At 67.7% G+C, this 24,614-nt stretch carries 23 protein-coding genes; 16 read left to right on the top strand and 7 right to left on the bottom strand.

The window, feature by feature from the left end:
* Positions 1–13: 13 nt before the first annotated feature.
* Positions 14–1,153, top strand: a complete 1,140-nt coding sequence (locus FBZ87_RS10010) for an acyltransferase family protein (RefSeq protein ID WP_186454682.1) — start codon at positions 14–16, stop codon at positions 1,151–1,153.
* 11 nt (positions 1,154–1,164) lie between these two features.
* On the opposite strand, the gene FBZ87_RS10005 is transcribed toward FBZ87_RS10010, so the two are convergent.
* Positions 1,165–1,836, bottom strand: coding sequence for a class I SAM-dependent methyltransferase (locus tag FBZ87_RS10005; RefSeq protein WP_246134326.1), 672 nt, complete (start codon positions 1,834–1,836; stop codon positions 1,165–1,167).
* A gap of 271 nt (positions 1,837–2,107) precedes the next feature.
* The gene (locus tag FBZ87_RS10000; protein ID WP_145610177.1) at positions 2,108–3,994 is read right to left on the bottom strand and encodes an ABC-F family ATP-binding cassette domain-containing protein; all 1,887 of its coding nucleotides are present in this window, start codon (positions 3,992–3,994) and stop codon (positions 2,108–2,110) included.
* Positions 3,995–4,138: 144 nt separating this feature from the next.
* On the opposite strand from FBZ87_RS10000, the gene FBZ87_RS09995 reads away from it, so the two are divergent.
* From FBZ87_RS09995 to FBZ87_RS09945, 12 genes are all read left to right on the top strand, one after another.
* Entirely contained in the window at positions 4,139–4,456 is a 318-nt protein-coding gene (locus tag FBZ87_RS09995) for a nucleotidyltransferase domain-containing protein (protein ID WP_145610176.1), read from the top strand.
* The gene (locus FBZ87_RS29680; protein WP_246134325.1) at positions 4,453–4,608 is read left to right on the top strand and encodes a hypothetical protein; all 156 of its coding nucleotides are present in this window, start codon (positions 4,453–4,455) and stop codon (positions 4,606–4,608) included. Before FBZ87_RS09995 ends, FBZ87_RS29680 begins: the two co-directional genes overlap by 4 nt.
* A gap of 43 nt (positions 4,609–4,651) precedes the next feature.
* On the top strand, positions 4,652–4,840 hold the full coding sequence (locus FBZ87_RS29675; protein WP_246134324.1) for a hypothetical protein: 189 nt from the start codon (positions 4,652–4,654) through the stop codon (positions 4,838–4,840).
* Positions 4,841–4,986: 146 nt separating this feature from the next.
* Entirely contained in the window at positions 4,987–5,409 is a 423-nt protein-coding gene (gene ndk / locus FBZ87_RS09985; protein ID WP_040844830.1) for a nucleoside-diphosphate kinase, read from the top strand.
* A 426-nt stretch (positions 5,410–5,835) separates the two neighbouring features.
* The gene (gene aptA / locus FBZ87_RS09980) at positions 5,836–7,131 is read left to right on the top strand and encodes an omega-aminotransferase AptA (RefSeq protein WP_145610447.1); all 1,296 of its coding nucleotides are present in this window, start codon (positions 5,836–5,838) and stop codon (positions 7,129–7,131) included.
* A gap of 169 nt (positions 7,132–7,300) precedes the next feature.
* A complete protein-coding gene (locus tag FBZ87_RS09975; protein WP_145610175.1) occupies positions 7,301–8,629 on the top strand; it encodes an NAD(P)-dependent oxidoreductase in 1,329 nt (442 codons plus the stop codon).
* Between the two features lie 17 nt (positions 8,630–8,646).
* Entirely contained in the window at positions 8,647–9,933 is a 1,287-nt protein-coding gene (preA, locus tag FBZ87_RS09970) for an NAD-dependent dihydropyrimidine dehydrogenase subunit PreA (protein WP_145610174.1), read from the top strand.
* Between the two features lie 17 nt (positions 9,934–9,950).
* Positions 9,951–11,207 (top strand): Zn-dependent hydrolase, encoded by a 1,257-nt coding sequence (locus tag FBZ87_RS09965; protein ID WP_145610173.1) that lies wholly within the window; start codon positions 9,951–9,953, stop codon positions 11,205–11,207.
* A 40-nt stretch (positions 11,208–11,247) separates the two neighbouring features.
* Positions 11,248–11,940 carry a TetR/AcrR family transcriptional regulator gene (locus FBZ87_RS09960; RefSeq protein WP_145610172.1) on the top strand — a complete coding sequence of 231 codons (693 nt, stop codon included), beginning with the start codon at positions 11,248–11,250 and terminating at the stop codon, positions 11,938–11,940.
* Between the two features lie 22 nt (positions 11,941–11,962).
* The gene (gene hydA / locus FBZ87_RS09955) at positions 11,963–13,423 is read left to right on the top strand and encodes a dihydropyrimidinase (RefSeq protein WP_145610171.1); all 1,461 of its coding nucleotides are present in this window, start codon (positions 11,963–11,965) and stop codon (positions 13,421–13,423) included.
* A 93-nt stretch (positions 13,424–13,516) separates the two neighbouring features.
* Complete coding sequence (locus FBZ87_RS09950) at positions 13,517–14,980, top strand: NCS1 family nucleobase:cation symporter-1 (RefSeq protein ID WP_145610170.1); 1,464 nt, start codon at positions 13,517–13,519, stop codon at positions 14,978–14,980.
* A 107-nt stretch (positions 14,981–15,087) separates the two neighbouring features.
* Positions 15,088–15,438 carry a tRNA-binding protein gene (locus FBZ87_RS09945; RefSeq protein WP_145610169.1) on the top strand — a complete coding sequence of 117 codons (351 nt, stop codon included), beginning with the start codon at positions 15,088–15,090 and terminating at the stop codon, positions 15,436–15,438.
* A gap of 4 nt (positions 15,439–15,442) precedes the next feature.
* Here FBZ87_RS09945 and FBZ87_RS09940 read toward each other — a convergent pair whose 3' ends face one another.
* Positions 15,443–17,869 (bottom strand): tetratricopeptide repeat protein, encoded by a 2,427-nt coding sequence (locus FBZ87_RS09940; RefSeq protein WP_145610168.1) that lies wholly within the window; start codon positions 17,867–17,869, stop codon positions 15,443–15,445.
* 196 nt (positions 17,870–18,065) lie between these two features.
* On the opposite strand from FBZ87_RS09940, the gene FBZ87_RS09935 reads away from it, so the two are divergent.
* Positions 18,066–18,989 (top strand): LysR family transcriptional regulator, encoded by a 924-nt coding sequence (locus tag FBZ87_RS09935; RefSeq protein WP_145610167.1) that lies wholly within the window; start codon positions 18,066–18,068, stop codon positions 18,987–18,989.
* 30 nt (positions 18,990–19,019) lie between these two features.
* Here FBZ87_RS09935 and FBZ87_RS09930 read toward each other — a convergent pair whose 3' ends face one another.
* Together FBZ87_RS09930 and FBZ87_RS09925 are read right to left on the bottom strand one after the other, a co-directional pair.
* A complete protein-coding gene (locus FBZ87_RS09930) occupies positions 19,020–19,247 on the bottom strand; it encodes a hypothetical protein (RefSeq protein ID WP_004272315.1) in 228 nt (75 codons plus the stop codon).
* Positions 19,248–19,348: 101 nt separating this feature from the next.
* On the bottom strand, positions 19,349–20,842 hold the full coding sequence (locus FBZ87_RS09925) for an FAD-dependent oxidoreductase (protein WP_145610166.1): 1,494 nt from the start codon (positions 20,840–20,842) through the stop codon (positions 19,349–19,351).
* Between the two features lie 121 nt (positions 20,843–20,963).
* On the opposite strand from FBZ87_RS09925, the gene FBZ87_RS09920 reads away from it, so the two are divergent.
* Complete coding sequence (locus FBZ87_RS09920; protein WP_145610165.1) at positions 20,964–21,446, top strand: MarR family winged helix-turn-helix transcriptional regulator; 483 nt, start codon at positions 20,964–20,966, stop codon at positions 21,444–21,446.
* On the opposite strand, the gene purN is transcribed toward FBZ87_RS09920, so the two are convergent.
* A complete protein-coding gene (purN, locus tag FBZ87_RS09915) occupies positions 21,443–22,117 on the bottom strand; it encodes a phosphoribosylglycinamide formyltransferase (RefSeq protein WP_145610164.1) in 675 nt (224 codons plus the stop codon). The two genes, FBZ87_RS09920 and purN, sit on opposite strands and share 4 nt — an antisense overlap.
* On the bottom strand, positions 22,105–23,172 hold the full coding sequence (purM, locus tag FBZ87_RS09910) for a phosphoribosylformylglycinamidine cyclo-ligase (RefSeq protein ID WP_145610163.1): 1,068 nt from the start codon (positions 23,170–23,172) through the stop codon (positions 22,105–22,107). Before purM ends, purN begins: the two co-directional genes overlap by 13 nt.
* A gap of 146 nt (positions 23,173–23,318) precedes the next feature.
* Here purM and FBZ87_RS09905 point away from each other — a divergent pair, with 146 nt between their 5' ends.
* Complete coding sequence (locus FBZ87_RS09905; protein WP_145610162.1) at positions 23,319–24,563, top strand: DUF2066 domain-containing protein; 1,245 nt, start codon at positions 23,319–23,321, stop codon at positions 24,561–24,563.
* Positions 24,564–24,614 lie beyond the last annotated feature (51 nt).

Genomic DNA, 24,614 nt, shown 5'->3' with positions numbered 1-24,614 from the left:
TCGGGACACGGGCGTGGGTGCAGCCAAGCTGCGTACGCTGGAACTTGGCCGTTTCCTTGCCGCGACCATCATCGTCCTGACTCACCTCCTCCTGTGGGTGAACAAGCTGGTGGCCCCGGGCACGGATCCGCTCTTGGGCGGATGGCGGCCTCCCGGGGCGTTCGGCGTGACTTATTTCTTCGTGCTGTCCGGCTTTGTCATGATGACGGCGCATCACCGGGATTGGGGCGACGCCGCCGCCGCGCCGCGCTTCTGGTGGCGGCGGCTGTGCCGCATCTATCCCACTTATTGGTTGGCCTTGCTGATCCCGGTTTACTACCTGCACAGCACCGTGGCGCCGGCGTCGCTGGCGCAGATGTATCTGCTCTCGCCCTGGCACGATAAGGATTTCATTCCCGCCGCCTGGTCGTTGCGCCATGAGCTGGTGTTCTATTTCTTCTTTGGCTTGGCGCTGATGCCGCGCGTTGGCCGTCCCATCCTGGCCCTCTGGATCGGCGCCACCCTTTGGCGGTGGGTGCCGTGGCCGGCGCTGGACATGCTGCGCCTGCCGCATCCCACCTGGCTCAATCACGTGGTGGAAACCTATTTGGGCGAGCGGCTTTTCAGTTACTTCAATTTTTATTTCATCGCGGGGCTGGCCGCCGGCTGGATCTTCCTCAAACGCCGCCCGGGTCCCCGGGCCAGCTTGGCCCTGGTGGCGCTGGGCGTGGTGACCATCCTGGCGACGTTGCCGGAGATCGATTGGGGCAGGGACTATGGGACGCCGGCCATGATGATGCGGATGTCCGTCCTGTTCGCCGTCACGCTGCTGGGCCTGGCGGGGCTGGAACGTCATGGCATGCTGCGACTGGGCCGCTTCGCCGATCGGGCGGGCGCCTTGTCCTATCCCCTCTATATTCTTCACATGCCGCTGCTACTGGCGCTGGAATTGAACCTGCCGGCGTTCACTGCGGGCGGATGGGCCCTGCGCGGGCTTTTCCTCGCCGGCCTCTTGCTGCTCTATGCCGCTTCCCTGCTGGTCAGCCTCACGTTTGACCAGCCGATGCAGCGCGCGTTGCGTGCCCTTGGGCGGTATGTGGGGGGACTGAGGGCGCGGCCAGCGGCCGATTCCCTTCCCGGGGAGGCGGTGGCGCCGCAGCGCCCCAACTTCTGACGCGTCGCGCCTCAGTCCCGCGTATAGCCCCATACCGCCGCCGGCGGAATGTTGGAGACGGCCCAGCCCAGGCGCTTGCCCGACAGGTGCAGGGCCTGGCGGCGCAGGGGGGAGCGCAGGGAATAGGTGAAGGACAGGAATTGCCGGCCCTTAGGCATGACGGCATAGGCCTCATCCATGATAAGGCGCTGCGCTTCCGCCGGGATCAGGATCATGGGGATGCCGCAGACGATGGTGCCGACCTTGCCCACCCATTGCGGCGGCAGCAGGCTGCGCACGTCCTTCACATCGCCCAGCAGCACGGTGACGCCGGGGAACTTGGCCGTCATGTAGGCGTGCAGTTCCTTGTCCCGCTCGATGACGAACAGGCGCGAGGCGGGGATGCCGGAGTCCAGCAGGGCCTTGGTGATGGCGCCCGTGCCGCCACCATACTCCACCACGATCTCATCCGCCTCGCGCCGCACATGGCGGGCCATCAGGCGACCCAGCGACGGTGCCGAGGGGGTGATGGAGGCGATGGAGACGGGGTTGGCGGCCCAGCGGCGGAAGAACAGCCAGGCGGGATTCTCATTGGCCGGGCTCTGCGCCCGGGGGGAATGGCCGCGCGGATGGCAGCTCTGGGCGGAACCCCGGGCGGCGAACTTCTTGCCGTTCAAGGTCGTCTCGGCGCGGTCGGTCGGCATGATTCAGGCGTTCCTCAGCATCGGCATTCCAGCGGCGGTGCGCCCAAACCGGGGCGTCAAGGCTCTGTTCAGGTCGGTACTCGGGGGGCCCAGGCCCCCGAAACGGTCGCGTGCACGGAACATAGGGGCAGAGATGGCATGCACCGCCCCGATTTGCAATGACGGGTGTGTTACACCCCCGTTTCCGTTACGCAATTCCGGATTAGACTTTAGGGGCGGGGTGCGGCGGTGGGGCGCAGGGCACGGGCGCTGGGCGGCATCGTGTGTTGGCTCATGCCCCTGCCGCCATCGCTTCCTCCAGCTGTTCCGACAGGGTCAGCCAGGCTTCTTCGGCGGCGTCCAGGTCCTTCTGCACCTGGCCCAGCTCGATCTGCAGCTTGGTCACAGCCTCCTTCGGACCCTGGTACAGGGCGGGGTCGGCCAGCTTCTCGTCCAGCTTGGCCTTCTTGGTGCCCAGCTGGCCCATGCGCTTTTCCGCGTCCTCCACCTTGCGGCGCAGGGGGGCCAATTGCTGGCGCAGCTCGGCGGCGGCCCGCCGCTCTTCCTTGCGGTCACGGCCGGCGGCGGGGGTGACGTCGCGTGAGGCGCTGTCGCTGCGCCGCTGGTCCAGCAGCCAGGCGCGGTATTCGTCCAGGTCGCCGTCATAGGGCTTGCACGTGCCGTCGGCCACCAGCCACAGCCGGTCGGCCGTCAGTTCCACCAGGTGGGGGTCGTGGCTGATGAGGATGACGGCGCCCTGATAGCCGTTGATGGCCTCCACCAGGGCCTCGCGGCTGTCGATGTCCAGGTGGTTGGTCGGCTCGTCCAGCAGCAGGATGCCCGGCGCCTCGCGGCTCATCAGCGCGAACAGCAGCCGCGCCTTTTCCCCGCCCGACAGGTCGCGGATCAGGGTGTCGGCCTTCACCTGGGGGAAGCCGAAGCGGCCCAGGTGGTTGCGCACCTGCTGCTCGGTGGTCCCCTTCATGGCGGCCTGGGTCTGCTGCACCGGCGTCCAGGCCAGGTTCAGCTCTTCCGCTTGGTGCTGGGCGAAGTAGCCGACCTTCAGCTTGGAGGAGCGTCGGACCTCGCCGCCCATGGGGGCCAGCCGCCCGGCCAGCATCTTCACCAGCGTGGACTTGCCGTTGCCGTTGGCGCCCAGCAGGGCGATGCGGTCCTCGGGATCGATGCGCAGGTTCAGGTTGCGCAGGATGGCCTTGTCGCCATAGCCGACGACGGCGCCGTCCATGTTGATCAGCGGTGGCGACAACTCCTCGGGTGAGGGGAAGTCGAACCGGGTGCGGTGCTCCTCCAGCACGGTGATGGCCGGGCCCAGCTTCTCCAGCGCCTTCAGGCGGCTTTGCGCCTGCTTGGCCTTGGTGGCCTTGGCGCGGAAGCGGTCCACAAAGTCCTGCATATGTTTGCGCTGGGCTTCCTGCTTGGCCGACTGGGCCTTCAGGTTCTCCAGTTTGGCGGCGCGCACGGTGACGAACTGGTCATAGCCGCCGCTGTAGGCGGTCAGCTTCTGCTGATCCAGGTGGATGGTCGTGGTCGGGACCTTGTTCAGCAGCTCCCGGTCATGGCTGATCAGCAGGATGGTGTGGGGGTAGTTCTTGAGATAGCTCTCCAGCCACACCGTGGCTTCCAGGTCCAGATGGTTGGTCGGCTCGTCCAGCAGCAGCAGGTCGGGCTGGGTGAACAGCACGCCGGCCAGCGCCACGCGCATGCGCCATCCGCCGGAGAAGTCGGCGCACGGCCGTTGCTGCGCTGCCGCGTCGAAACCCAGGCCGGACAGGATCTGCGCCGCCCGTGCTTCCGCCGAATGGGCACCGATGTCGGCCAGGCGGGTATGCACCTCCGCGATGCGTGTGGGATCGGTGGCGGTCTCGGCCTCCGCCAGCAGGGCGGTGCGTTCGGTGTCCGCCGCCATGACCGTGTCCAGCAGGCTGGTGGCGCCGGCAGGCACCTCCTGCCGCACCATGCCCATGCGCACGCCGCCGGGTAGGGTGATCTCCCCACCGTCGGGGTGCAGCTCTCCCGCAATCAGCTTGAACAGGGTGGACTTGCCTGTGCCGTTGCGCCCCACCAGCGCCACTTTGTGGCCCTTGGGCACGACGACGGAGGCCTGATCCAGAAGGGTGCGGCCGGCGATGCGGTAGGTGAGGTCGGTGATGGTCAGCATGCCGGCCCTCTTAGCATGAGGCGCGCATGGATGGCAGGGGCGAATGGACAAGACGACGCGACTGAGGCGGTTGCAGATTCAGCCTGCCTTGCCGGTCGTTGTGCTAGGATACCGCCGGGTCCCTCAGGACAGAAGGTCGTTTTCATGGCGCTGACAGACGATCCCGTTCTCTACCGTTTCCGTTCCGCCATTGATGAGATGTATGGCGACCGGCTTGACCGTGTGGTGCTTTTCGGTTCCCGCGCCCGGGGTGACGCGCGGGCTGATTCCGACTACGATGTGGCTATATTCCTGAAATCCCTCACCGATCGCTGGAAGGAACTGGATCGGCTGGCGGCCTTGCGGGTGCGCATGATTGATGCAACCGGCGCGTTCTTTGACGCCAAGCCCTATCTCGCGTCGGCTTATAATGAACGCACGCCGTTGATGCATGAAATCCGGCAGGATGGCGTCTTCTTATGACGCCAGAGGCTGAGCAGTTTCTGGCCAAGGCGCGTCATCTGCTGGATGAGACGGCTACCATGCTGCGCGGCGGCCTGAACGATGCCGCCGGCCGCAACGCGTATCTTGCGGCTTACCATGCGGCACGTGCCTTCATTCGAGCACACCGGTAAGATCGCGAAGACCCATAACGGGGTTCAGACGGAATTCCTGCGTTTGACCAAAGATGACCAGCGGTTGGCCCCGGAAATGCGTATCTTCCTGTCACAAGCCTACAATCTCAAGGCGATCGCGGATTATGAAACCGGACCCGACGCTGAGGTCGGGTCTCAGCGAGCCGCGCAGGCGGTGGAGGGTGCCAAATTGTTCGTCGTTCAAGTGATTAGCTTGATTGAGACCTTTTGAACCCCGACACTCTCGCCCCGCGCACATGCCCCCGTTGCCGGTGTGGCACATGAACCTTGGGTTACGGCAGTTGCAGCCCCGCGTGCGCCCGTATATAACGCCGCCACTTTCGAGATTCCTCGTATCAAATCCCAGGAGATCCGGCCATGGCCGTCGAACAGACCTTCTCGATCATTAAGCCCGACGCCACCCGTCGCAACCTGACCGGCAAGATCAACGCCAAGTTCGAGGAAGCCGGTCTGCGCATCGTCGCGCAGAAGCGCATCCAGATGACCAAGCAGCAGGCCGAGAAGTTCTATGAGGTGCACGCCGCCCGCCCGTTCTACGGCGACCTGGTGTCCTTCATGACCTCCGGCCCGGTGGTCGTGCAGGTCCTGGAAGGTGAGAACGCCGTGGCCCGCAACCGCGAGATCATGGGCGCCACCAACCCGGCCAACGCCGACGCCGGCACCATCCGCAAGGAATTCGCGGAATCGATCGAAGCCAACTCCGTCCACGGCTCCGACAGCCTGGAGAACGCGAAGATCGAGATCGCCTACTTCTTCGCCGGCACCGAGATCGTCGGCTGACCGCCGGCGTCACGGATGACGATCTAAGGAAAGCGGCCCTGGGGATGCCTCAGGGCCGCTTTTCTTTTGTCCGCGCCGGCCCCTCTTGGGCGTAAAGGGGGGGGCAACCATGGGTTTAGGGGATTGGAAACGGCGGGATTTTGCCACTAAATTAGGCGGCGGCGGGCGCTGGCGCGGTTTTGCGCATTTTTCTGGCCGCGCGGTCAAAAAAAACCTGACCAAATGGTCAAATTCATGTCACTCTCCATTCCATAAATTACGGGCTATAGAATACGGGTCCGCCTGGCCGACAGGGGCCGGGCGCCTGCTGGGAGAGTGGCTTTGGCACAGCGTCAAGACGGCTTCGGCATCCATCCCTCCATCCCCTACGCGGCCCCCGACGGCCGTGGGGCCGGCCCGGGCTTGAGCGGCAGCGTTCCGAACAACATGGACGCCTTCTGGATGCCGTTTACGGCCAACCGCCAGTTCAAGAAGGCGCCGCGGCTGTTCGTGGGTGCCAAGGACATGCACTACACCACCGACGACGGGCGCCAGGTGCTGGACGGCACCGCCGGCCTGTGGTGCGTGAACGCCGGCCATTGCCGGCCTGAGATCGTTCAGGCGGTACAGGCTCAGGTGGCGGCCATGGACTACGCCCCCGCCTTCCAGATGGGCCATCCGGGCGCCTTCGAGCTGGCGGCGCAACTGGCGGCCCTGCTGCCCACCGGCATGGACAAGGTGTTCTTCACCAATTCCGGTTCCGAATCCGTGGACACCGCGCTGAAGGTGGCGCTCGCCTACCATCGCGCCCGGGGGGAGGGGACGCGCACCCGCTTCATTGGGCGCGAGCGCGGCTACCACGGCGTGGGCTTCGGCGGTATCTCCGTCGGCGGCATCGTCACCAACCGCAAGTTTTTCGGGCCCATGCTGGCCGGCGTCGACCATCTGCCGCACACCCATGACAAGGCACACCAGGCCTTCACCAAAGGCCAGCCGGAATGGGGCGCGCACTTGGCGGATGAGCTGGAGCGCATCGTCACCCTGCACGACGCCTCCACCATCGCCGCCGTGATCGTGGAGCCGGTGGCGGGGTCCACCGGCGTGCTGCTGCCGCCCAAGGGCTATCTGGAAAAGCTGCGGGCCATCTGCGACCGCCACGGCATCCTGCTGATCTTCGATGAGGTCATCACCGGCTTTGGCCGCCTGGGCGCGCCCTTCGCCACCGACTATTTCGGCGTGGTGCCGGACATCATCACGGCGGCCAAGGGGCTGACCAACGCCACGGTTCCCATGGGCGCGGTATTCTTCAAGAACCACATCTACGACGCCTTCATGACCGGGCCGGAGAACGCCATCGAGCTGTTCCACGGCTACACCTATTCCGGCCACCCGCTGGCCACCGCCGCCGGGCTGGCGACCCTGAAGATCTACAAGGAAGAGGGGCTGCTGACCCGGGGGGCGGAACTGGCGTCCTATTGGCAGGAGGCGGCGCACAGCCTGCGCGGCCTGCCCCATGTCATCGACGTGCGCAACCTGGGCCTGATCGCCGGCATCGAGCTGGAGCCCATCGCCGGCAAGCCCACGGCGCGCGCCTTCGACGCCTTCCTGCGCGCCTTCGAGAAGGGTCTGCTGATCCGCACCACCGGCGACATCATCGCCCTGTCGCCGCCGCTGATTATCGAGAAAAGCCACATCGACCAAATCTTCGGCACGCTGGCCGAGGTGTTGCGGGAACTGCCGTGAGGATTGACGACCCAAAGGCGACGAATGGCTCGGCAGAAAATAAAGATCGAAAAATAAAACGAACAAAGGCATACGCCTGCGACACGCGTACCTCTGAACAGGATCGCCGGAAACGCACGACCGTTCCGGCGGTGGCCCAGTAAAGGGCGGGAAAAGACGGGAGCAGTAGATGAGTGGCGTAAACGGGGCCGCCCACAGTAACCAGCTTAGCCTGGACCGGGACTTGGTCTCCCCCTTCACCGCCCTGCAAGCCATGGCGGAGAGCAGCCGGTGTCTCTATTGTTACGAGGCGGCCTGTGTTACGGCCTGCCCCACCGCGATCGACATTCCGGGCTTCATCCGCAAGATCGGCACCGGCAATGTGAAGGGGGCCGCCCGCACCATCCTGGACGCCAACATCATGGGCGGCACCTGCGCCCGCGCCTGCCCGACGGAGGTGCTGTGCGAGCAGGCCTGCGTGCGCAACAAGGCGGAGGCGGAACCGGTGCTGATCGGCAGGCTGCAACGCTATGCCACCGATGTGCTGTTCAAGGCGGGCGTGCAGCCCTTCACGCGACAGGCGCCGACCGGCAAGCATGTCGCGGTGGTGGGCGGCGGCCCGGCCGGCCTCGCCTGCGCCCACCGGCTGGCCCTGCTGGGGCACGAGGTCACGGTGTTCGAGGCCCGGGCCAAGGCCGGCGGCCTGAACGAATATGGCCTGGCCGCCTACAAGATGGTCGACGATTTCGCCCAGCGCGAGGTGGACTTCATCCTGTCCCTGGGCGGCATCACGGTGAAGACGGGCGTGGCCCTGGGCCGCGACGTCACGCTGGCCCAACTGCGCCAGGACCATGACGCCGTGTTCCTGGGCCTTGGTTTGGCGGGCATCAACACCTTGGGCGTGGCCGGCGAGAATTTGGCCGGTGTGGCCGACGCGGTGGACGTCATCGCCGCGCTGCGTCAGCGGGCCGCCCCGCCGGTGGCCCTGGCCGGCCCCCTGGCTGGGCGCCGGGTGGTGGTCATTGGTGGCGGCAACACGGCGGTGGACGCCGCCATCCAGTCGCTATGCGCGGGGGCGGCGGAGGTCACCATGGCTTACCGCCGGGGCACGGCCGAGATGGGCGCCACCGGGCATGAGCAGGATCTGGCCCGCACCCAGGGGGTGGTCCTGCGCACCTGGCTGGCGCCGCGCGAGATCCTGGGGGCCGGCGGCGCTGTCAGCGGCGTCGTGCTGGAACGCATGGCGATGGATGCCGGCCGCCTGGTTGGGACCGGCGAGACGGTGACCATCCCTTGCGACGTGGTGCTGAAGGCTGTGGGGCAGAAGCTGACGCCCGGCGGGCTGGACGGCCTGGCCCTGGCGGGTGGCCGCATCCAGGTGGACGAGACCCTGGCCACCAGCCTGCCCGGCGTCTATGCCGGCGGCGATTGCATCAAAAGCGGCGAGGACCTGACCGTGCAGTCTGTGGCGGACGGCAAGGCAGCGGCATTCGCCATCGACGCTTATCTTAAGGCTTGAGCAGGGAGGGACGACCCATGGCCGATCTTCGCGGCACCATCGCCGGCATCAAATCGCCCAACCCGTTCTGGCTGGCATCCGCCCCGCCCACGGACAAGGAATACAACATCGTCCGGGCCTTCAAGGCCGGTTGGGGGGGGGTGGTGTGGAAGACCCTGGGCGAGGACCCGCCCGTGGTCAACGTCAGCAGCCGCTATGGCGCCCTGCTGGACAGCAACCGCACCATGATCGGCTTCAACAACATCGAGCTGATCACCGACCGCCCGCTGGAGGTCAACCTGCGGGAGATCGCGGCGGTCAAGAAGGCCTGGCCCGACCGCGCCGTCGTTGTCTCCCTCATGGCGGTGATGACGGAGGAGGCATGGGCCGGCCTGGCCCGGCGGATCGAGCCCACCGGCGCCGACGGGCTGGAGCTGAACTTCGGCTGCCCCCACGGCATGTGTGAGCGCGGCATGGGCTCCGCCATCGGCCAGGTGCCGGAAATGGTGGAGCAGGTGACCCGCTGGGTGAAGAACGCCACCCGCTTGCCGGTGATCGTGAAGCTGACGCCCAACATCACCAACGTGCTGTGGTCGGCGGAAGCGGCGAAGCGCGGTGGGGCCGACGCCGTGTCGCTGATCAACACCATCAACTCTATCGCCTCCATCGACCTGGACGCCATGGCGCCTACCCCCACCGTGGGCGGCAAGGGTACCCACGGCGGATACTGCGGCCCGGCGGTGAAGCCCATTGCGCTGAACATGGTGGCGGAGATCGCGCGAAATCCGGACACGCGGGGCCTGCCCATCTCCGGCATCGGCGGCATCGGCACCTGGCGCGACGCGGCGGAGTTCCTGGCCCTGGGCTGCGGTTCCGTCCAGGTCTGCACCGCCGCCATGACCTACGGCTTCCGCATCGTGGAAGACATGATCGACGGGCTGTCGGCCTGGATGGATGAGAAGGGCTATCGCACCCTGGCCGATTTCCAGGGCCGCGCCGTGCCCAACGTCGTCAACTGGAACGACCTGAACATGAACTTCGTCACCAAGGCGAAGATCGACCAGGATTTGTGCATAGACTGCGGCCGCTGCCACATCGCCTGCGAGGACACCTCGCACCAGGCCATCCGCATCCTGCCCGGCGACGGCAAGCGCCTGTTCGAGGTGGTGGATGAGGAATGCGTGGGCTGCAACCTGTGTGCCCATGTCTGCCCCGTGCCGGACTGCATCACCATGCATGAGCAGGAGACGGGCCGTCCCTACCTGACCTGGCCGGAGCATCCGCAGAACCCCGCCCGCGTCCTGCCGCCAAAAGCCGCCGAATAAGCTGGAGCGTTTGCGATATGAGCACGGAAGCAAAATTCGGAACGAACGTCGCCATCAATGGCAGCCGGCTGTGGGACAGCCTGATGGAGATGGCCAAGATCGGCGCCACGCCCAAGGGCGGCGTCTGCCGCCTGGCCCTGACGGACCTGGACAAGCAGAGCCGCGACCTGTTCGTGCGCTGGTGTGAGGATGCCGGCTGCACCATCACGGTGGACGCCATCGGCAACATCTTCGCCCGCCGCCCCGGCCGCAATAACGCGCTGCCGCCCATCCTGATGGGCAGCCACCTGGATAGCCAGCCCACGGGCGGCAAGTTCGACGGCGTTTATGGCGTCCTGGCCGGGCTGGAGGTGGTGCGCACCCTGAACGACCTGAACTACCAGACCGAGGCGCCCATCGAGGTCGTGGCCTGGACCAATGAGGAAGGGTCTCGTTTCGCACCGGCCATGGTGGCCTCGGGCGTTTTCGCCGGCACCTTCGACCTCGAGTACGGCCTGTCGCGCAAGGATCTGGACGGCAAGACCATGGGAGAGGAGCTGGCGCGCATCGGCTACGCCGGCGACACGCCCATCCGCGGCCGAGACCTGGGCGCCTACTTCGAGGCGCATATCGAGCAGGGGCCCATCCTGGAGGCGGAGGACAAGACCATCGGCGTGGTCACCGACTGCCAGGGCCAGCGCTGGTATGAGGTCACCTTCACCGGGCAGGAGGCCCACGCCGGCCCTACGCCCATGAGCCGCCGGCGCGATGCCCTGCTGGGCGCCGCGCGCGTGGTGGACGCGGTCAACCGTATCGGCCTGGAACACGCCCCCTTGGCCTGCGCCACCGTGGGCCTGATGCAGATCCACCCCAATTCCCGCAACGTCATCCCTGGCCGGGTGTTCTTCACCGTCGACTTCCGCCACCCCGACGACGCCGTGCTGGCGGAGATGGACGCCAAGTTGCGTAACGCGGTTACACGAGTCGCCCAGGAAATCGGCCTGGAAACGGAATTCGAGCAGATTTGGTACTATGCCCCGGTGAAGTTCGACGCGGGTTGCGTCGATGCCGTGCGCGGCGCCGTGGCGGAATTGGGCTACAGCAACCGCGACATGGTGTCCGGGGCGGGGCACGACGCCTGCTACCTCGCCCGTGTAACCCCGACATCGATGATCTTCATTCCTTGTGTGGACGGCATCAGCCATAACGAGATTGAACACGCGCATCCGGAATGGTGTGAGGCTGGGTGCAATGTTCTGTTGCGGGCCGTGGTGGCCAAGGCCGACGCCACCTGACCCGCTTTCCAGGCAATGGGTCGAGGGGTTGGGAGTACAGATGGCGCAGGGTGTTGGGGGAGCGTCCAAGAAGGACCAGAAGACGGTACGGGCGGACGCGTCGGCCGCGGCGCCCGAGGGCGGGATTCGGCGGGAGAACCTGCGGCGCATCCTGACGGCGGCGGAACAGGTGTTCGCCGAGCAAGGTTACGGTGGCGCCACCACGGCGGCCATCGCGCTGCGCGCCGGCCTGCCCAAGGCCAACGTGCATTATTATTTCAGCACGAAGCACGACCTGTACCGCGCCGTGCTGGCCGATATCCTGAAGCAATGGCTGGACCCCCTGGCCCACGTCACGCCGGACAGTGACCCGGCCCAGGCGCTGGCGGGTTACATCCGCGCTAAGATGCGGGCCACGCGCGACCGCCCGGTGGTGTCCAAGGTCTTCGCCAGCGAGATCATCCACGGTGCCGCCGAGATCGAAGGTTTCCTGACGTCCGACCTGAAGAAACTGGTTGATGAGAAGTCGGCCGTGCTGGACGGCTGGATCGCCGAGGGCCGCATGGCGCCGGTGGATACCCGGCACTTCTTTTTCTTCATCTGGGCGGTGACCCAGCACTACGCCGACTTCGACGCCCAGGTGCGGGCCGTGCTGGGCCGCAAGAAGCTGACCCGTCGCGACTTCGACGCCATCACGGTGGAGGTCGTGCGCTTCATCCTGCGGGGTGCCGGGCTGTCGCTGCCCGCCGCTTAGTCCATTGAGAAGGGAGTTACCCATGACCACCACCCCCTCCGCCCGCACCCTGATCCGGGGCGGCACCGTGGTCACCGCCGACCAGACCTTCCGCGCCGATGTCTACGCCGAGGATGGGGTGATCAAGGCGGTAGGACCGGACCTGGACGCGCCGGCGGGCGTGACGGTGGTGGATGCTGGCGGCTGCTACGTCATGCCAGGCGGCATCGACCCGCACACGCACATGCAGTTGCCCTTCATGGGCACGGTGGCCAGCGATGATTTCTATACCGGCACGGCGGCGGGCCTGGCCGGCGGCACCACCATGATCATCGACTTCGTCATCCCCAACCCCAAGCAGAACGTGATGGAGGCCTACCGCACCTGGCGCGGCTGGGCGGAGAAGGCGGCGGCCGATTATTCCTTCCACGTCGCCATCACCTGGTGGGACGACAGCGTGCACGCCGACATGGGCACCCTGGTGCGTGAGCACGGCGTGAACAGCTTCAAGCACTTCATGGCCTACAAGAACGCCATCATGTGCGATGACGAGGTGCTGGTGAACAGCTTCACCCGTGCCCTGGAACTGGGGGCCATGCCCACCGTCCATGCCGAGAACGGCGAGCTGGTGTTCCAACTGCAGAAGCAGCTGCTGGCCCAGGGCCTGACCGGCCCCGAGGCCCACCCCCTGTCCCGCCCCACGGCGGTGGAGGGGGAGGCGGCCAACCGCGCCATCCAGATCGCCAAGGTGCTGGGTGTGCCGCTGTACATCGTGCATGTCAGCTGCCGCGAGGCGCTGGAGGCCATCGCGCGCGGCCGCATGGACGGCCACCGCGTCTATGGCGAGGTGCTGGCCGGCCACCTGCTGGTGGACGACAGCGTCTACCGCCATCCCGATTTCGAGGTGGCGGCCGCCTATGTCATGAGCCCGCCCTTCCGTCCCAAGGAGCATCAGGCGGCCCTGTGGCATGGCCTGCAATCGGGCACCCTGCACACCACCGCCACCGACCATTGCTGCTTCTGCGCGCCGCAGAAAGCCGCCGGCCGCCATGATTTCACCCGCATCCCCAACGGGACGGGCGGGGTGGAGGACCGCATGGCCGTGCTGTGGCATCACGGGGTGAACAGCGGCCGGCTGACCATGAACGAATTCGTCAAGGTCACCTCGGCCAACGCCGCGCAGATCTTCAACATCTACCCGCGCAAGGGTTCGGTCGCCGTCGGTGCCGACGCTGACCTCGTGGTGTGGGACCCGGCGGCCACCAAGACCATCTCCGCCAAGACCCATCACCAGAACGTGGACTACAACATTTTCGAGGGCATGGAGGTGAAGGGCCTGCCGCGCGTGACCCTGACCGCCGGCCGCGTCGCCTGGCAGGACGGCGACCTGCGGGCTGTGCGCGGCGCCGGCCGCCACGTCAACCGCCCGGCCTTCGCCCCCGGCTTCGACGCCGCCGCCAAGCGCAAGGAGGCCCTGAAGCCCACGGGGGTAGACCGGGGCTGAGTGGCCCTAATTTTTCTCAAAAAATAAGAAAATGAGAACGGGATTGGGATTGCCGCAGGTATAAGCAACCATAAGGTTGGGCTGGGGGCACATATGGGCACAGGGCACGGGGTCGATACGACCTCCGAAATCTGGAATGCGGATCTGGCGCCGGTGGATGCGGCTCACCGCACCTGGCGATGGATACACTTCGCGGCGCTGTGGGTGGGCATGGTCATGTGCATCCCCTCCTACATGCTGGCGTCGGGCCTGATCGAACAAGGCATGTCGGCGTGGCAGGCCGTCGGCACGGTGCTGCTGGGCAACCTGATCGTGCTGGTGCCCATGCTGCTGGTGGGCCATTCCGGCGCCAAGTACGGCGTGCCCTTCGCCGTCATCGTCCGCTCTGCCTTCGGGGTGCGCGGCAACAAGCTGCCCGCCCTGCTGCGCGCGCTGATCGCCTGTGGCTGGTTCGGTATCCAGTGCTGGGTGGGCGGCAGCGCCATCTACGCCATCGGCAACATCCTGACCGCGGGCGCGCTGGACGGGGCCAAGCTGGGCTGGGTCGGCATCAACGCCGGCCAGCTGGTGTGCTTCTTCCTGTTCTGGGCCCTGCACCTCTATTTCATTGCCAAGGGGCCCGAATCCATCCGCTGGGTCGAGACGGTGACGGCGCCCCTGAAGATCCTGATCATCCTGGCGCTGCTGTGGTGGGCCTATGACAAGGCCGGCGGTTTCGGCAGCCTGCTGTCCGCTCCGTCGCAGTTCGGCTCCGGCGGCGCCAAGGAGGGCGGGTTCTGGGCGGCCTTCCTGCCGGGCCTGACGGCCATGGTGGGGTACTGGTCCACCCTGGCCATCAACATCCCGGACTTCACCCGCTTCGCCCGCAGTCAGAAGGACCAGTACCAGGGCCAGGCGCTGGGTCTGCCGCTGCCCATGGCGGGCCTGGCCTTCATCAGTGTGGCCGTGACGTCGGCGACCATCACCGTCTATGGCAAGGCCATCTGGGATCCGGTGGACCTGGCCGGCCGGATGGAGGGCTTTGCCGTCGCCATCGGCCTCGCCATCATCGTCATCGACACGCTGTGCGTGAACCTGGCGGCCAACACCGTGGGGCCGGCCTACGACTTCGCCGCCATTTTCCCCCGGGCGGTGAACTTCAGCCGCGGCGGCTACATCACCGCCGCCATCGGCGTCATCATGATGCCGTGGAAGCTGATCGAGAGCACCGAGGGTTACATCTTCACCTGGCTGCTGGGCTATGGCGCTCTGCTGGGGCCGCTGCTGGGCATCATGCTGGCCGACTATTGGCTGGTGCGCCGCGCGCGCCTGAGCCTGGAAGGCCTGTTCGACCTTGACGGACCCTACGCCTACAGCGGCGGCTGGAACCTGACGGCCCTGGCGGCCTTCGTCCTCGCCGTGCTGCCCAATATCCCGGGCTTCCTGCACGCCGCCTTCCCGGCGGCCTTCGCCGGCGTGCCGGCCTTCTTCCAGGCCATCTACAGCTACGCCTGGTTCACTGGCCTGTTCATTTCCACCATCCTGTACGCCGCGCTCATGCGCCGGCCGGCGGCATGATGACTTGTGACGAAGTGGAGGCCAGGCCCAGGAAACCGTAGCCTGGGCCAAGACGGCGCCTCCGCCGCCTGCCATAGTCCCAGGCATCGAGGCATGGGAGGACGACGATGGCGGTGGCACCCCTGAAGCCGCAGGCGGAGGTGGCGAATTTCCTGAACCTGGACATCCGCGTGGGCCGGGTGGCGGAGGTCCAGCCTTTCCCCAAAGCGCGCAACCCGTCCTACAAGGTGGCGGTGGATCTGGGCGACCTAGGCATCAAATGGTCCAGTGCCCAGATCACGCACTACGCCCCCGATGACCTGGTGGGCGCCCAGGTGGTCTGCGTCTGTAATTTCCCGCCGCGCAACATCGCCGGCTTCCTGTCTGAGGTTCTGATCCTGGGCGCCCGCAACGCCGAGGGCAACGTCATCGTGCTGACCCCGTGGTCGGCCGTGCCGCCGGGCGAGACGGTCTACTGAGGGTTCAGGCCCCCCGCATCAGCCGGATGAAGTCATCGGCGAAGGTGTCGGCGTCGCAGAGGGGGGAGGCCGCCATGGCCGGGCGCAGCCGCTGGCGCAGGTCGGCGACCTCGTCCAGGTTGGTGGCCAGCCGAACGGCGATGTCGACATACTCCTGCACGGTTGTCGCCATGAGCGACCTCAGCCCCAGCACGCTGAGGAAGCAGGTGGAGTGGCGGCCCGAAAAGGTCTGCCCCGTCAGCGTCACCACGGGCAGGCCCATCCATAGCGATTCAAGGGTGGTCGTGCTGCCGGCATAGGGGAACGGGTCCAGCGCGATGTCGACGCGTTCCTTGCAGGCGACATGCTCCGCCGGCGAGGTGGCACCAATGAAATCGATGCGGGCGGCATCGATGCCGTCCTCGCGGAACTGGGCAAGGATGCGGGTCTGCAGCGGCAATTCGTCCATGCCCCGCGTCTTCATCAGCAGCCGGGACCCCGGCACCCGGTTCAGGATGCGCGACCAGCACGCGATGACGCCGGCGTTGATCTTGGCGGCGATGTTGAAGCAGCCGAAGGTGACGTGGCCGTTGCGCAGCGCCGGCAATGGCGTCACCGCGGGGAAGAAGGCCGGCGGGTCATAGCAGAGGAAGCTGTGCGGCATGCGCACGACCCTTTCGGTATAAAACCCCTCGGCCCCCGCCGGGATATGGTGGGGATCGACGATGATCATGTCCATCTGCGGCAGCCCTGTCGTCGCCATATAGCCGGCCCATGTCGCCTGCCGGGTGGCGGGCCGCAGGGCGAACACGTCCAGCCTGTTGCCGGCGATATGGCCGGTCAGGTCGATCAGCAGGTCGATGTCGTCGTCGCGCACCTGCTGCGCCACCGTTTGGGCGTCCGCGCCCTGGATGGGCCGCCAGACGCAGACGGCCTGTACACGGCGCGTCAGCGCGTCCTCCACCCGCTGGTTGGCATAGGCGATCAGCGTCACTCCCCGGGCGGCCAGGGCTTCCAGCGCCCGTATGGTGAAATAGCCGACCGGATGGTTGCGGAAATCGCCGGAGACCAACCCGACACGCCAGGTTTGGCCGGGGTGCCGACGCGCCGGGGGCGGCGGCACCGGCCGCGCGTGCCGGTCCGCCCAGGCCACATGATCGGCCCGGACCTGGGCCAGGGTGACGTCGGGATGGAAAAGGCGCGTGAAAACCAGGTTGGAATGGATGTCCGCCCGCGCTGGCGCGACGGTCACGGCCTGGGTCAATGCCGCCAGCGCCTCATCGATTTCCCCAAGGTCGCGCAGGGCGTTGCCCAGCGTCAGAAGGATGCCGGCGTCGTTCGGCGCCAAGGTTTGCGCGCGGCGGACATGGGTCAGGGCGGCGGCGGGCCGGCCCATGGCCAGCAGCAGGTCGCCATACGCCGCCTGTGCCAGGGCGGAATCCGGCAGATCGCGGGCGCACCGTTCCAGTAGGGTGCGCGCCTCCTCGGCCCGATCAAGGCGACGCATCAGCAAGCCCAGCCCCAGCGTGGCCTGGCCGCTGCCCGCGTCCAGCGCGATGGCGCGCCGGAAAAGCTGTTCCGCCAGGGCATCGTCGCCCAGTTCCATGAAAGCGTCGGCCAGCGTGGTCAGGGCCTGCGGCGGGGTGTCGTCGCCCCGGCCCAACCAATCGCTCAAGGCGCGACGGGCGTCGGACTTTCGGCTCTGGGCGGTCAGGACATTGGCCAGCATGACGATCGGCTCGACGGCCGCGGGGGCGAGCGCGAGGGTCTGCCGCGCCAATTCCTCGGCGGCGGCCATCTCACCCATCGCCAGCCGGTGCGCCGTCAACTTAAGGCGCAAGGGCACGTCCGCCGGGCGATGGGCCACCGCCGATGCCAAAGCTGGCCCCAGGTCGGCGGATTGGGCCTGTTCCAGCGCCGTGATCAGGCCGGTCCAGCAGTCGGCATGGTGTGGGCTCAGCGCGATGCCGTCTCGGAAGCTGGTGGCCGCCTCGGCCGGCTGGCCGGTTCGCAGCAGGGCCAGGCCCAGGTTGCGGTGCGTTTCCACACGCCCGGGGTTCGCCTTGATGGCGCGGCGGAGCGGGGCGACGGCGTCCTGGGCTTGGTCCAGGCGCAGCAGGGCGGCGCCCAGGTTGGTCAGGGCATCGGCCATGGTGGGATTCAATTGCAGGGCCCGCCGGCAGGCGGCCACCGCCCCCGCCGCATCCCCGGCCTCCAGCAGCACCATTCCCAGGTTGGAATGAAATTCCGGCACCCGCTTGTTCAGCGCGATGGCTTGGCCAATGAGGGCGACGCCGTCGGCGGCCCGGCCGGTTTGGGCATACAGCACCCCCAACAGGTTGCGGGCATGCCCGGCGTCGCCTGTTTCGATGGCGCGACGATAGTGTTGCTCCGCCTCGGCGAATTGACCCGCCTGATGAAACCGGATCGCCGCATGCAGGTGGTTCGACATTGTTTAGGGCCCTGAAGTCATTTGATGAACTGATATGTCGCGGTGCCGTGCGGCGCAATGCCCACGCGGACCTTTGGGATAAGGCCCCTATACCCAGATATGATGGCGCCTGGCCGTTCCCAAAACCACACTGCCCTTCATCAACGGCGCCTTATTCACAACGAGGGCCGAGACCACGCGTCAAGGAGGCGGTCAGATGGATTGGGACAGGGTTCGGGTGTTCCACACGGTGGCGGAGGCCGGCAGCTTCACCCATGCCGGCGCGATTCTGGCCCTCAGCCAGTCGGCCATCAGCCGGCAGATCAGCAGCCTGGAACAGCAATTGAAGGCCCGCCTGTTCCACCGCCATGCCCGTGGCCTGGTGCTGACCGAGCAGGGAGAGGTGCTGTACCAGACCGCCCGCGACGTCATCGACCGCCTGGCGATGGCGGAGGCGAGGGTGAGCGACAGCCTGGAACAGGCGGGCGGCACCCTGCGGATCAGCACCACGGCGGCCTTCGCCCAATGGCTGGCGCCCCGGCTGAAGGCCTTCCAGGACCGGCATGCGGACGTACGCGTGGTGCTGCAGTTGGATGAGGGCAACGCCAACCTGGCGCTGCGCCAGGCCGACGTCGCCATCCGCATGGGCGCGCCCAGCCAGCTGGACTTGATCCAGCGGCCGCTGTTCGCCACCCACATCCAGGCGTACGCCACGGCGGACTACGTCCGGGCCCACGGTCTGCCGCAGCGGCCGGAGGATTTGGACGGGCACCGCCTGATCGCCTACCGCGACAGCCTGACGGCCCCCGGCTCCGCCCTGGCGGCGGAGGGAAACTGGCTGCTGCGCGCGGGGGCGGGGGAGGAGGGTGGGCGCCAGCCGGCCCTGGCGGTCGATGACGCGCAGGCAGTGCATCTCGCCATCCGCAGTGGCCTCGGCATCGGCACGCTGCCCTGTTTCTTCGCCGAGGATGCCAAGGCCCAGGACCAGGGCCTGATCCGGATTCTGCCGGCGGTGCCGGCGCCGCGCCTGGATGCCTATCTGGTCTACGCCGTGGCGCTGCGAGGCTCAAAACGCATCGGCGCCTTCCGCGACTTCGTGATGCACGAACTGCGGAAGGCGCCGATGGGTAAGGCGGCCTGATGGCCCAACCTGATGGCCCAGGGGGAAAGGCTAGACCTTGCCCAACAGCAGGGCCAGGACCAGGATGATGTCGCCGACGATCATCAGGAACATGGAGAAGCCCCAGCCCAGGGCGAAGTGCGCCAGGAACATCAGCAGCAGCAGAACGACGGAGATGATGCCCGCCTTCACGAAGCGGGTGAACGAATGCCAGCCGTCGGCATGTTCCTTGACCACCGCGTCGCTGACCGCGACCGCACCGCTGTGAGCACCGGCCATATCTTGCCCTCCCTTATCCCGAGACGAAACCCGTTTCCCAAGGTTTATGCGCAAACGCGGGCCCCTGGCAAGGGGCCGCGTTGTTCGCCGAACGGTTCAGGTCACGCCTTGGTTGTGGCCTGCAGCCACCCGCGGATGGCGCCGGCGTTCCGGGCGGTGGCGGCGATGTGGCCGTCCGGCCGCACCAGCACCCAGGTGCCCGGGGTGAGGTCATAGGCCTGGGCGACGTGGCCGGCGTCGTCCATCAGGTCGGCCGCCTGGTCGCTGCCCTGAGGGGCCACGGTGACAGCCTTGACGCTTTCCGGCCAATTGCCGCCCAGAGCCTCCCGGTCGATGCCGTAACCCAGCAGGGTGAGATGCGGACCTTGGAAGATGTCGAACAGGCGGATGGCGCTACCCTCCGCCGTCTGGCAAGGAGCGTCGGGGGCGCGGTCTCCCGCCCTCACCCGCCCGTGATCGGCCCGGGCTTCGGTGCCCAGCGGGCCGTCGCGGTAGCTCAGGTCCAACTCGCGCGTCTCCCGGCCCCGGCGCATCCCCTCTGCCGTGCCCATCTGGCCCAGCAGCCGGCCGCTGAGGCCCAGCACGTGGGCGGCGATGGGCCGGCGCTCCGCCTCATAGCTGTCCAACAGGCCGTCAGGCGCCCCCCGCAGCACGGCGGCCAGCTTCCAGCCCAGGTTATAGGCGTCCTGCACGCTGGTGTTGAGGCCCTGGCCGCCCGTCGGCGGGTGCACATGGGCGGCGTCGCCGGCGATGAACACGCGGCCCACGCGGTAGCGGTCGGCCAGACGCAGGTTGACGCGCAGGGTGGACAGCCAGGTGGGTTCCCCCACCGTCAGGTCGTCGCGGCCGGTGCGTTCCCGCACGATGGCGCTGATCAGGTCCCGAGTGGGGGTCACCTCATCCGGCACCTGGGCCACCACCTGGAACAGGTCGGTGCCGGCCAGGGGGCACAGCGCCAACTGGGCGCCGGGGGTGTGCCAGCGATGCCAGGCGTCGAAGCCCAGGCCGGCGATGGGCATGTCGCCGATGACGGCGCGGAAGGGCAGCGTCTCCCCCGGGAAGCCGATGGCCAGCGCGTGGCGGACGAAGCTGCGGCCGCCATCGGTGCCCACCAGGTAGCGGGCGCGCAAGCTGACCTCCCCCTCAGCGGTGCTTAGTCGGGCGGTGACGCCCTCGGCGTCCTGGTCGAAGCCCGTCACCTCCATGGCGAAGGCGGGGGCGTGACCGAAGTCCGCCAAATGGCGGCGCAAGACCGCCTCCGTCTGGAATTGCGGTACCATCAGCGGGTTGCCATAGGGCTCCGCCGGGGTAGGCGGCTGCACGTCGTGCAACTGGGTGCGCACAACCTGGCCGCCTTCGTAGGTCAGGACGGTGGGGTAGGGGCCGCCCACGGCCTGCAGGTCGGCCAGCACGCCCAGATCCTCGAACACCTCCAAACTGCGGGGCTGCAGGCCTTTGCCGCGCGAGCCGGGGAAAGGCCCGGCGTTCTTCTCCACCAGGCGGAAATCCACGCCCCGGCGGGCCAGATCCAGCGCCAGGGTCAGGCCGGCGGCGCCCGCGCCCACGATCAGGATATCGGTATCGAAACGAGTCATGAGACTCTCCAGTTATGTGCGTGATGCACGGATATGGGCGCGATCAGCCGCGACATCCGTGTATAATGCACATATATCGATACCCTGGACGCTTGCCAAGGAAAATGTGCATAATGCACACATGAGGAACGAGCTGCATGAAGCGCTGATGGATCTGGTGGGGGTGGTGAACCGCCCCCAGCCGGACCAATACCTGTTGAACCTGGCCGGTGTGTCGCTGGACCGGGCGCTGTTCCCCCTGCTGGTACGCATCGGCCTGCGCGGGCCCCTCGGCGTGGTGGAACTGGCCGAACTGGCGGGCCGCGACCATTCCACCGTCAGCCGGCAGGTGGCGAAGCTGGAAAGCCTGGGCTTGGTTGAGCGGCGGGCCGGTGCCACCGACGCGCGGGTGCGCGAGGCCGTGGTGACACCCGCCGGCCAGGCCATGGTCGAGGCGATAGGCCGGGCGCGCAGTCGCATGTACGCGGCGGTGCTGGCCGACTGGACGGAAGAGGACAAGGCCACCCTGGCCCGGCTGCTGCGCCGCTTGGCTGACCAGGCCAAGGCATGGGTGGAGGACGGCAGCCCTCCCCCTGGTGGGGAGCAGGGCGCGGACAGGCCTTAAACAGTGGGGTTGAGGGCGATGGCCGGAAGGGGCAAGGGACCGCTCAGCACGGCGCGATTGCCTTCCACACTCACCCGGCCCTCGGCGATGAGGCGCACGGCCAGAGGATAGAGCTCATGCTCCGCCGTCAGGACGCGGGCCGACAGGGTGTCGGCGGTGTCGTCCGCCTGCACTGGCACGGCGGCCTGGGCCACGATGGGGCCGCTGTCCACCTCGCTGCGCACATAGTGCACGGTGCAGCCGTGGAAGCGCACGCCGGCGTCCAGCGCCCGCTGGTGAGTATCGATGCCGGGGAAGGCGGGCAGCAGCGACGGATGGATGTTGATCAGCCGGTCGCGCCAATGGTCCACGAACCAGGGCGACAGCAGGCGCATGAAGCCGGCCAGGCAGACCAGTTGCACGCCGGCATCCTCCAGCGCATGGGTCATGGCCTGCTCGAACGCCGGCTTGTCGGCGTAGTCCTTGTGCGGCAGGGCCAGGGCCGGGATGCCGGCGCCCCGCGCCCGCTCCAGACCCGCCGCATCCGCCTTGTTGGACAGGACCAACGCCACCGTGGCCGGGAAATCCGGCGCGGTGGTGGCGTTCAGCAGGGCCTGCAGGTTGCTGCCCCGGCCGGAAATGAGAACGCCCAGCTTGAGCCTGCCGGGCGTTCCGCTGTTTAGGAGTGCCATGCCTTGTCCGTGCCGGTCACCGTGACGCGATGGGCGGCATCGCCTGCCACCGGCACGACCTGGCCGATGCGGGTGACGGTCTCGCCGCCCTGGGTCAGGACGGAGATCGCCTCATCCGCCTTGTCGGCGGGCACCACCACGGCCATGCCGATGCCGCAGTTGAAGGTGCGGGCCAGTTCCAGGTCGGCGATGTTGCCGACACCGGCCATCCAACGGAACACCGGCGGCAAGGTCCAGGACGTGGCATCCAGGGTGACGCCCAGGCCGTCGGGCAGCACGCGCGGAATGTTCTCGATCAAGCCGCCGCCGGTGATGTGGGCCATGGCCTTCACCAGGCCGGCGCGCACCGCCGCCAGCGTGCTCTTCACATAAATCCGGGTGGGGGTCAGCAGCGCCTCGCCCAGGGTCTTGCCTGGGGCGAAGGGGGCCTGGTCCTCATAAGTCAGGCCGGAGACGGAGACCAGCTTGCGCACCAGGGAATAGCCGTTGGAATGCACGCCGCTGGACGCCAGGCCCAGCACCACGTCGCCGGCGGCGACGCCGGCGCCGGTCAGCACCTGGCTGCGTTCCACGGCACCCACGGAGAAGCCGGCCAGGTCATAGTCGCCATCGGCGTACATGCCCGGCATCTCGGCCGTCTCACCGCCCACCAGGGCGCAGCCCGCCTGGCGGCAACCCTCGGCGATGCCGGCAACGATGGCGCGGCCGGCGGCCACGTCCAACTTTCCGGTCGCGAAATAATCCAGGAACAGCAGGGGCTCGGCTCCCTGCACCACCAGATCGTTCACGCACATGGCAACCAGGTCGATGCCGACCGTGTCATGGCGCTTGGCGTCGATGGCGACCTTCAGCTTGGTGCCGACGCCGTCGGTGGTGGAGACCAGCAGCGGATCGGTGAAGCCGGCGGCGCGCAGGTCGAACAGGGCGCCGAAGCCGCCCAGGCCGGCGTCGGAACCGGTGCGCGCGGTGGACTTGGCCAGGGGCTTGATGGCCTCGACCAGGGCGTTGCCCGCGTCGATGTCGACACCGGCGTCCTTGTACGAATAGGTGCTTATGGCGTCCTCGCAGGGCCTGGGCTAAGAAGGGGCGTCCGTCAGGGCCGGCTGCGCTCAAGGCCGCCGCCCGCGACCGTCCGTTTAAGACGGTTCCATGACCCGCCCGGGTTTCGGGGCCGAACATAGCAATATCGGAAGGCTTTGCAATGCCGCACCGCTGCATCCCCCTCTTGCGCCAGACCGGGTTTCGGGGCGCCCTTTTCCTGGCCCTGGCCGCCGGCGCCCTCGCCGGCACCGCCCGTGCCGAGGCGGGCAGGAGCGTCGCCGCGGAACAGGCCTTTGTCGAGCAGGGCGTGGATGTGGACGTCACCGCCGGCAACGCCAACCAAGCCCGCGACCAGGCCATCCTGCAAGCCCAGCGCGAGGCCTTGGCCCGCCTGTTCCGCAAGCTGACCCCGGCCGCCGACGGCCGCCAACCCCCGACCGTCAGCCAAGGCGAGCTGGAGGCCCTGGTGGCCGGCTTCGAGCTGGAGCAGGAGCGTGCGTCCTCCGTCCGCTATGTCGGCCGCTTCACTGTCCGGTTCCGGCCCACCGCCGTGCGCCAGCTGCTGCAGCAGAACGGCGTGCGCTATGCCGAGATGGTCGGCAAGCCCGCCCTGGTGCTGCCCGTGGATGCCACGGGTGCCGAACCCGCGCTGTGGACCGATGGGCCTTGGCGCCAGGCTTGGTCGCAGATCGGCCTGGTGGACGGGCTGGTGCCCGTGGCCCTGGTGCCGCCGGACCCCGCTGATCAGAACGAGCTGCCGGCCAAGGCGGCGCTGACACCGGACGCGACCGTTTTGGCCCACATCGCTGCCCGCCACGGTGCCGGCCAGGTCGTCGTCGCCCGGTTGGAGGGCGACGCCGCCAAAGGCTATCAGCTGACGCTCAGCACCTTTGTGCCGGGCGAAGGCCTGTCGCCGGCTGAGACGGTGCCGCAGTCGGCCTTCGTCCCCCGCCCGCTGCCCACCGCCGCCGACACCCAGGCGCCCGCCGCCGGTGCCGCCGCCCCGCCCCCGCTGCCGGCCGCCTTGGGCCTGGCCGTGGCCACCGTGGTGGACCGGGTGGAGGAGGGGTGGAAGCGCCGCGTGGTGGTGGACGCCCACCAGTCCGGCCAAGTGGCCGTGCGCGTCCCCCTGACCGACCTCACCACCCTGGTGGAGGTGCGGCGGCGCCTGGCCGGCGTGCCCATGGTCACGCAGGTGGACACCAGCGCGCTCAAGACCACCGAGGCCCTGCTCACCCTGACGGTGCTGGGCGACGTGGGCCACCTGAAGACGGCCCTGGCCCAGCGCGACCTGGTGCTGGTCGAGGTGGACGCCGCCCCGGCGGCCGCTCCCACCCCCACCCCCGCGCCGGCGACGCCGGCTGAGGTGCGTTACCAGATCAGCCTGGCCGGCGCTCCGTCATAAGGGTGCCTGATTCCAGGGCCTTATCTGTTACTGTCTGGGCTTGTGCCTGAT

Source organism: Nitrospirillum amazonense (assembly GCF_007828035.1).
GTDB lineage: Bacteria > Pseudomonadota > Alphaproteobacteria > Azospirillales > Azospirillaceae > Nitrospirillum > Nitrospirillum amazonense.
Note: the sequence above shows the minus strand (reverse complement) of the source record. Positions and strands in the feature narration are given on the sequence as shown.

Coding starts and splice junctions, on each gene's coding strand:
- FBZ87_RS10005 (WP_246134326.1), bottom strand. CDS start 1,836: ATGCCGACCGACCGCGCCGAGACGACCTTGAACGGCAAGAAGTTCGCC.
- FBZ87_RS10000 (WP_145610177.1), bottom strand. CDS start 3,994: ATGCTGACCATCACCGACCTCACCTACCGCATCGCCGGCCGCACCCTT.
- FBZ87_RS09995 (WP_145610176.1), top strand. CDS start 4,139: ATGGCGCTGACAGACGATCCCGTTCTCTACCGTTTCCGTTCCGCCATT.
- FBZ87_RS29680 (WP_246134325.1), top strand. CDS start 4,453: ATGACGCCAGAGGCTGAGCAGTTTCTGGCCAAGGCGCGTCATCTGCTG.
- ndk (WP_040844830.1), top strand. CDS start 4,987: ATGGCCGTCGAACAGACCTTCTCGATCATTAAGCCCGACGCCACCCGT.
- aptA (WP_145610447.1), top strand. CDS start 5,836: ATGGACGCCTTCTGGATGCCGTTTACGGCCAACCGCCAGTTCAAGAAG.
- FBZ87_RS09975 (WP_145610175.1), top strand. CDS start 7,301: ATGAGTGGCGTAAACGGGGCCGCCCACAGTAACCAGCTTAGCCTGGAC.
- preA (WP_145610174.1), top strand. CDS start 8,647: ATGGCCGATCTTCGCGGCACCATCGCCGGCATCAAATCGCCCAACCCG.
- FBZ87_RS09965 (WP_145610173.1), top strand. CDS start 9,951: ATGAGCACGGAAGCAAAATTCGGAACGAACGTCGCCATCAATGGCAGC.
- FBZ87_RS09960 (WP_145610172.1), top strand. CDS start 11,248: ATGGCGCAGGGTGTTGGGGGAGCGTCCAAGAAGGACCAGAAGACGGTA.
- hydA (WP_145610171.1), top strand. CDS start 11,963: ATGACCACCACCCCCTCCGCCCGCACCCTGATCCGGGGCGGCACCGTG.
- FBZ87_RS09950 (WP_145610170.1), top strand. CDS start 13,517: ATGGGCACAGGGCACGGGGTCGATACGACCTCCGAAATCTGGAATGCG.
- FBZ87_RS09945 (WP_145610169.1), top strand. CDS start 15,088: ATGGCGGTGGCACCCCTGAAGCCGCAGGCGGAGGTGGCGAATTTCCTG.
- FBZ87_RS09940 (WP_145610168.1), bottom strand. CDS start 17,869: ATGTCGAACCACCTGCATGCGGCGATCCGGTTTCATCAGGCGGGTCAA.
- FBZ87_RS09935 (WP_145610167.1), top strand. CDS start 18,066: ATGGATTGGGACAGGGTTCGGGTGTTCCACACGGTGGCGGAGGCCGGC.
- FBZ87_RS09930 (WP_004272315.1), bottom strand. CDS start 19,247: ATGGCCGGTGCTCACAGCGGTGCGGTCGCGGTCAGCGACGCGGTGGTC.
- FBZ87_RS09925 (WP_145610166.1), bottom strand. CDS start 20,842: ATGACTCGTTTCGATACCGATATCCTGATCGTGGGCGCGGGCGCCGCC.
- FBZ87_RS09920 (WP_145610165.1), top strand. CDS start 20,964: ATGAGGAACGAGCTGCATGAAGCGCTGATGGATCTGGTGGGGGTGGTG.
- purN (WP_145610164.1), bottom strand. CDS start 22,117: ATGGCACTCCTAAACAGCGGAACGCCCGGCAGGCTCAAGCTGGGCGTT.
- FBZ87_RS09905 (WP_145610162.1), top strand. CDS start 23,319: ATGCCGCACCGCTGCATCCCCCTCTTGCGCCAGACCGGGTTTCGGGGC.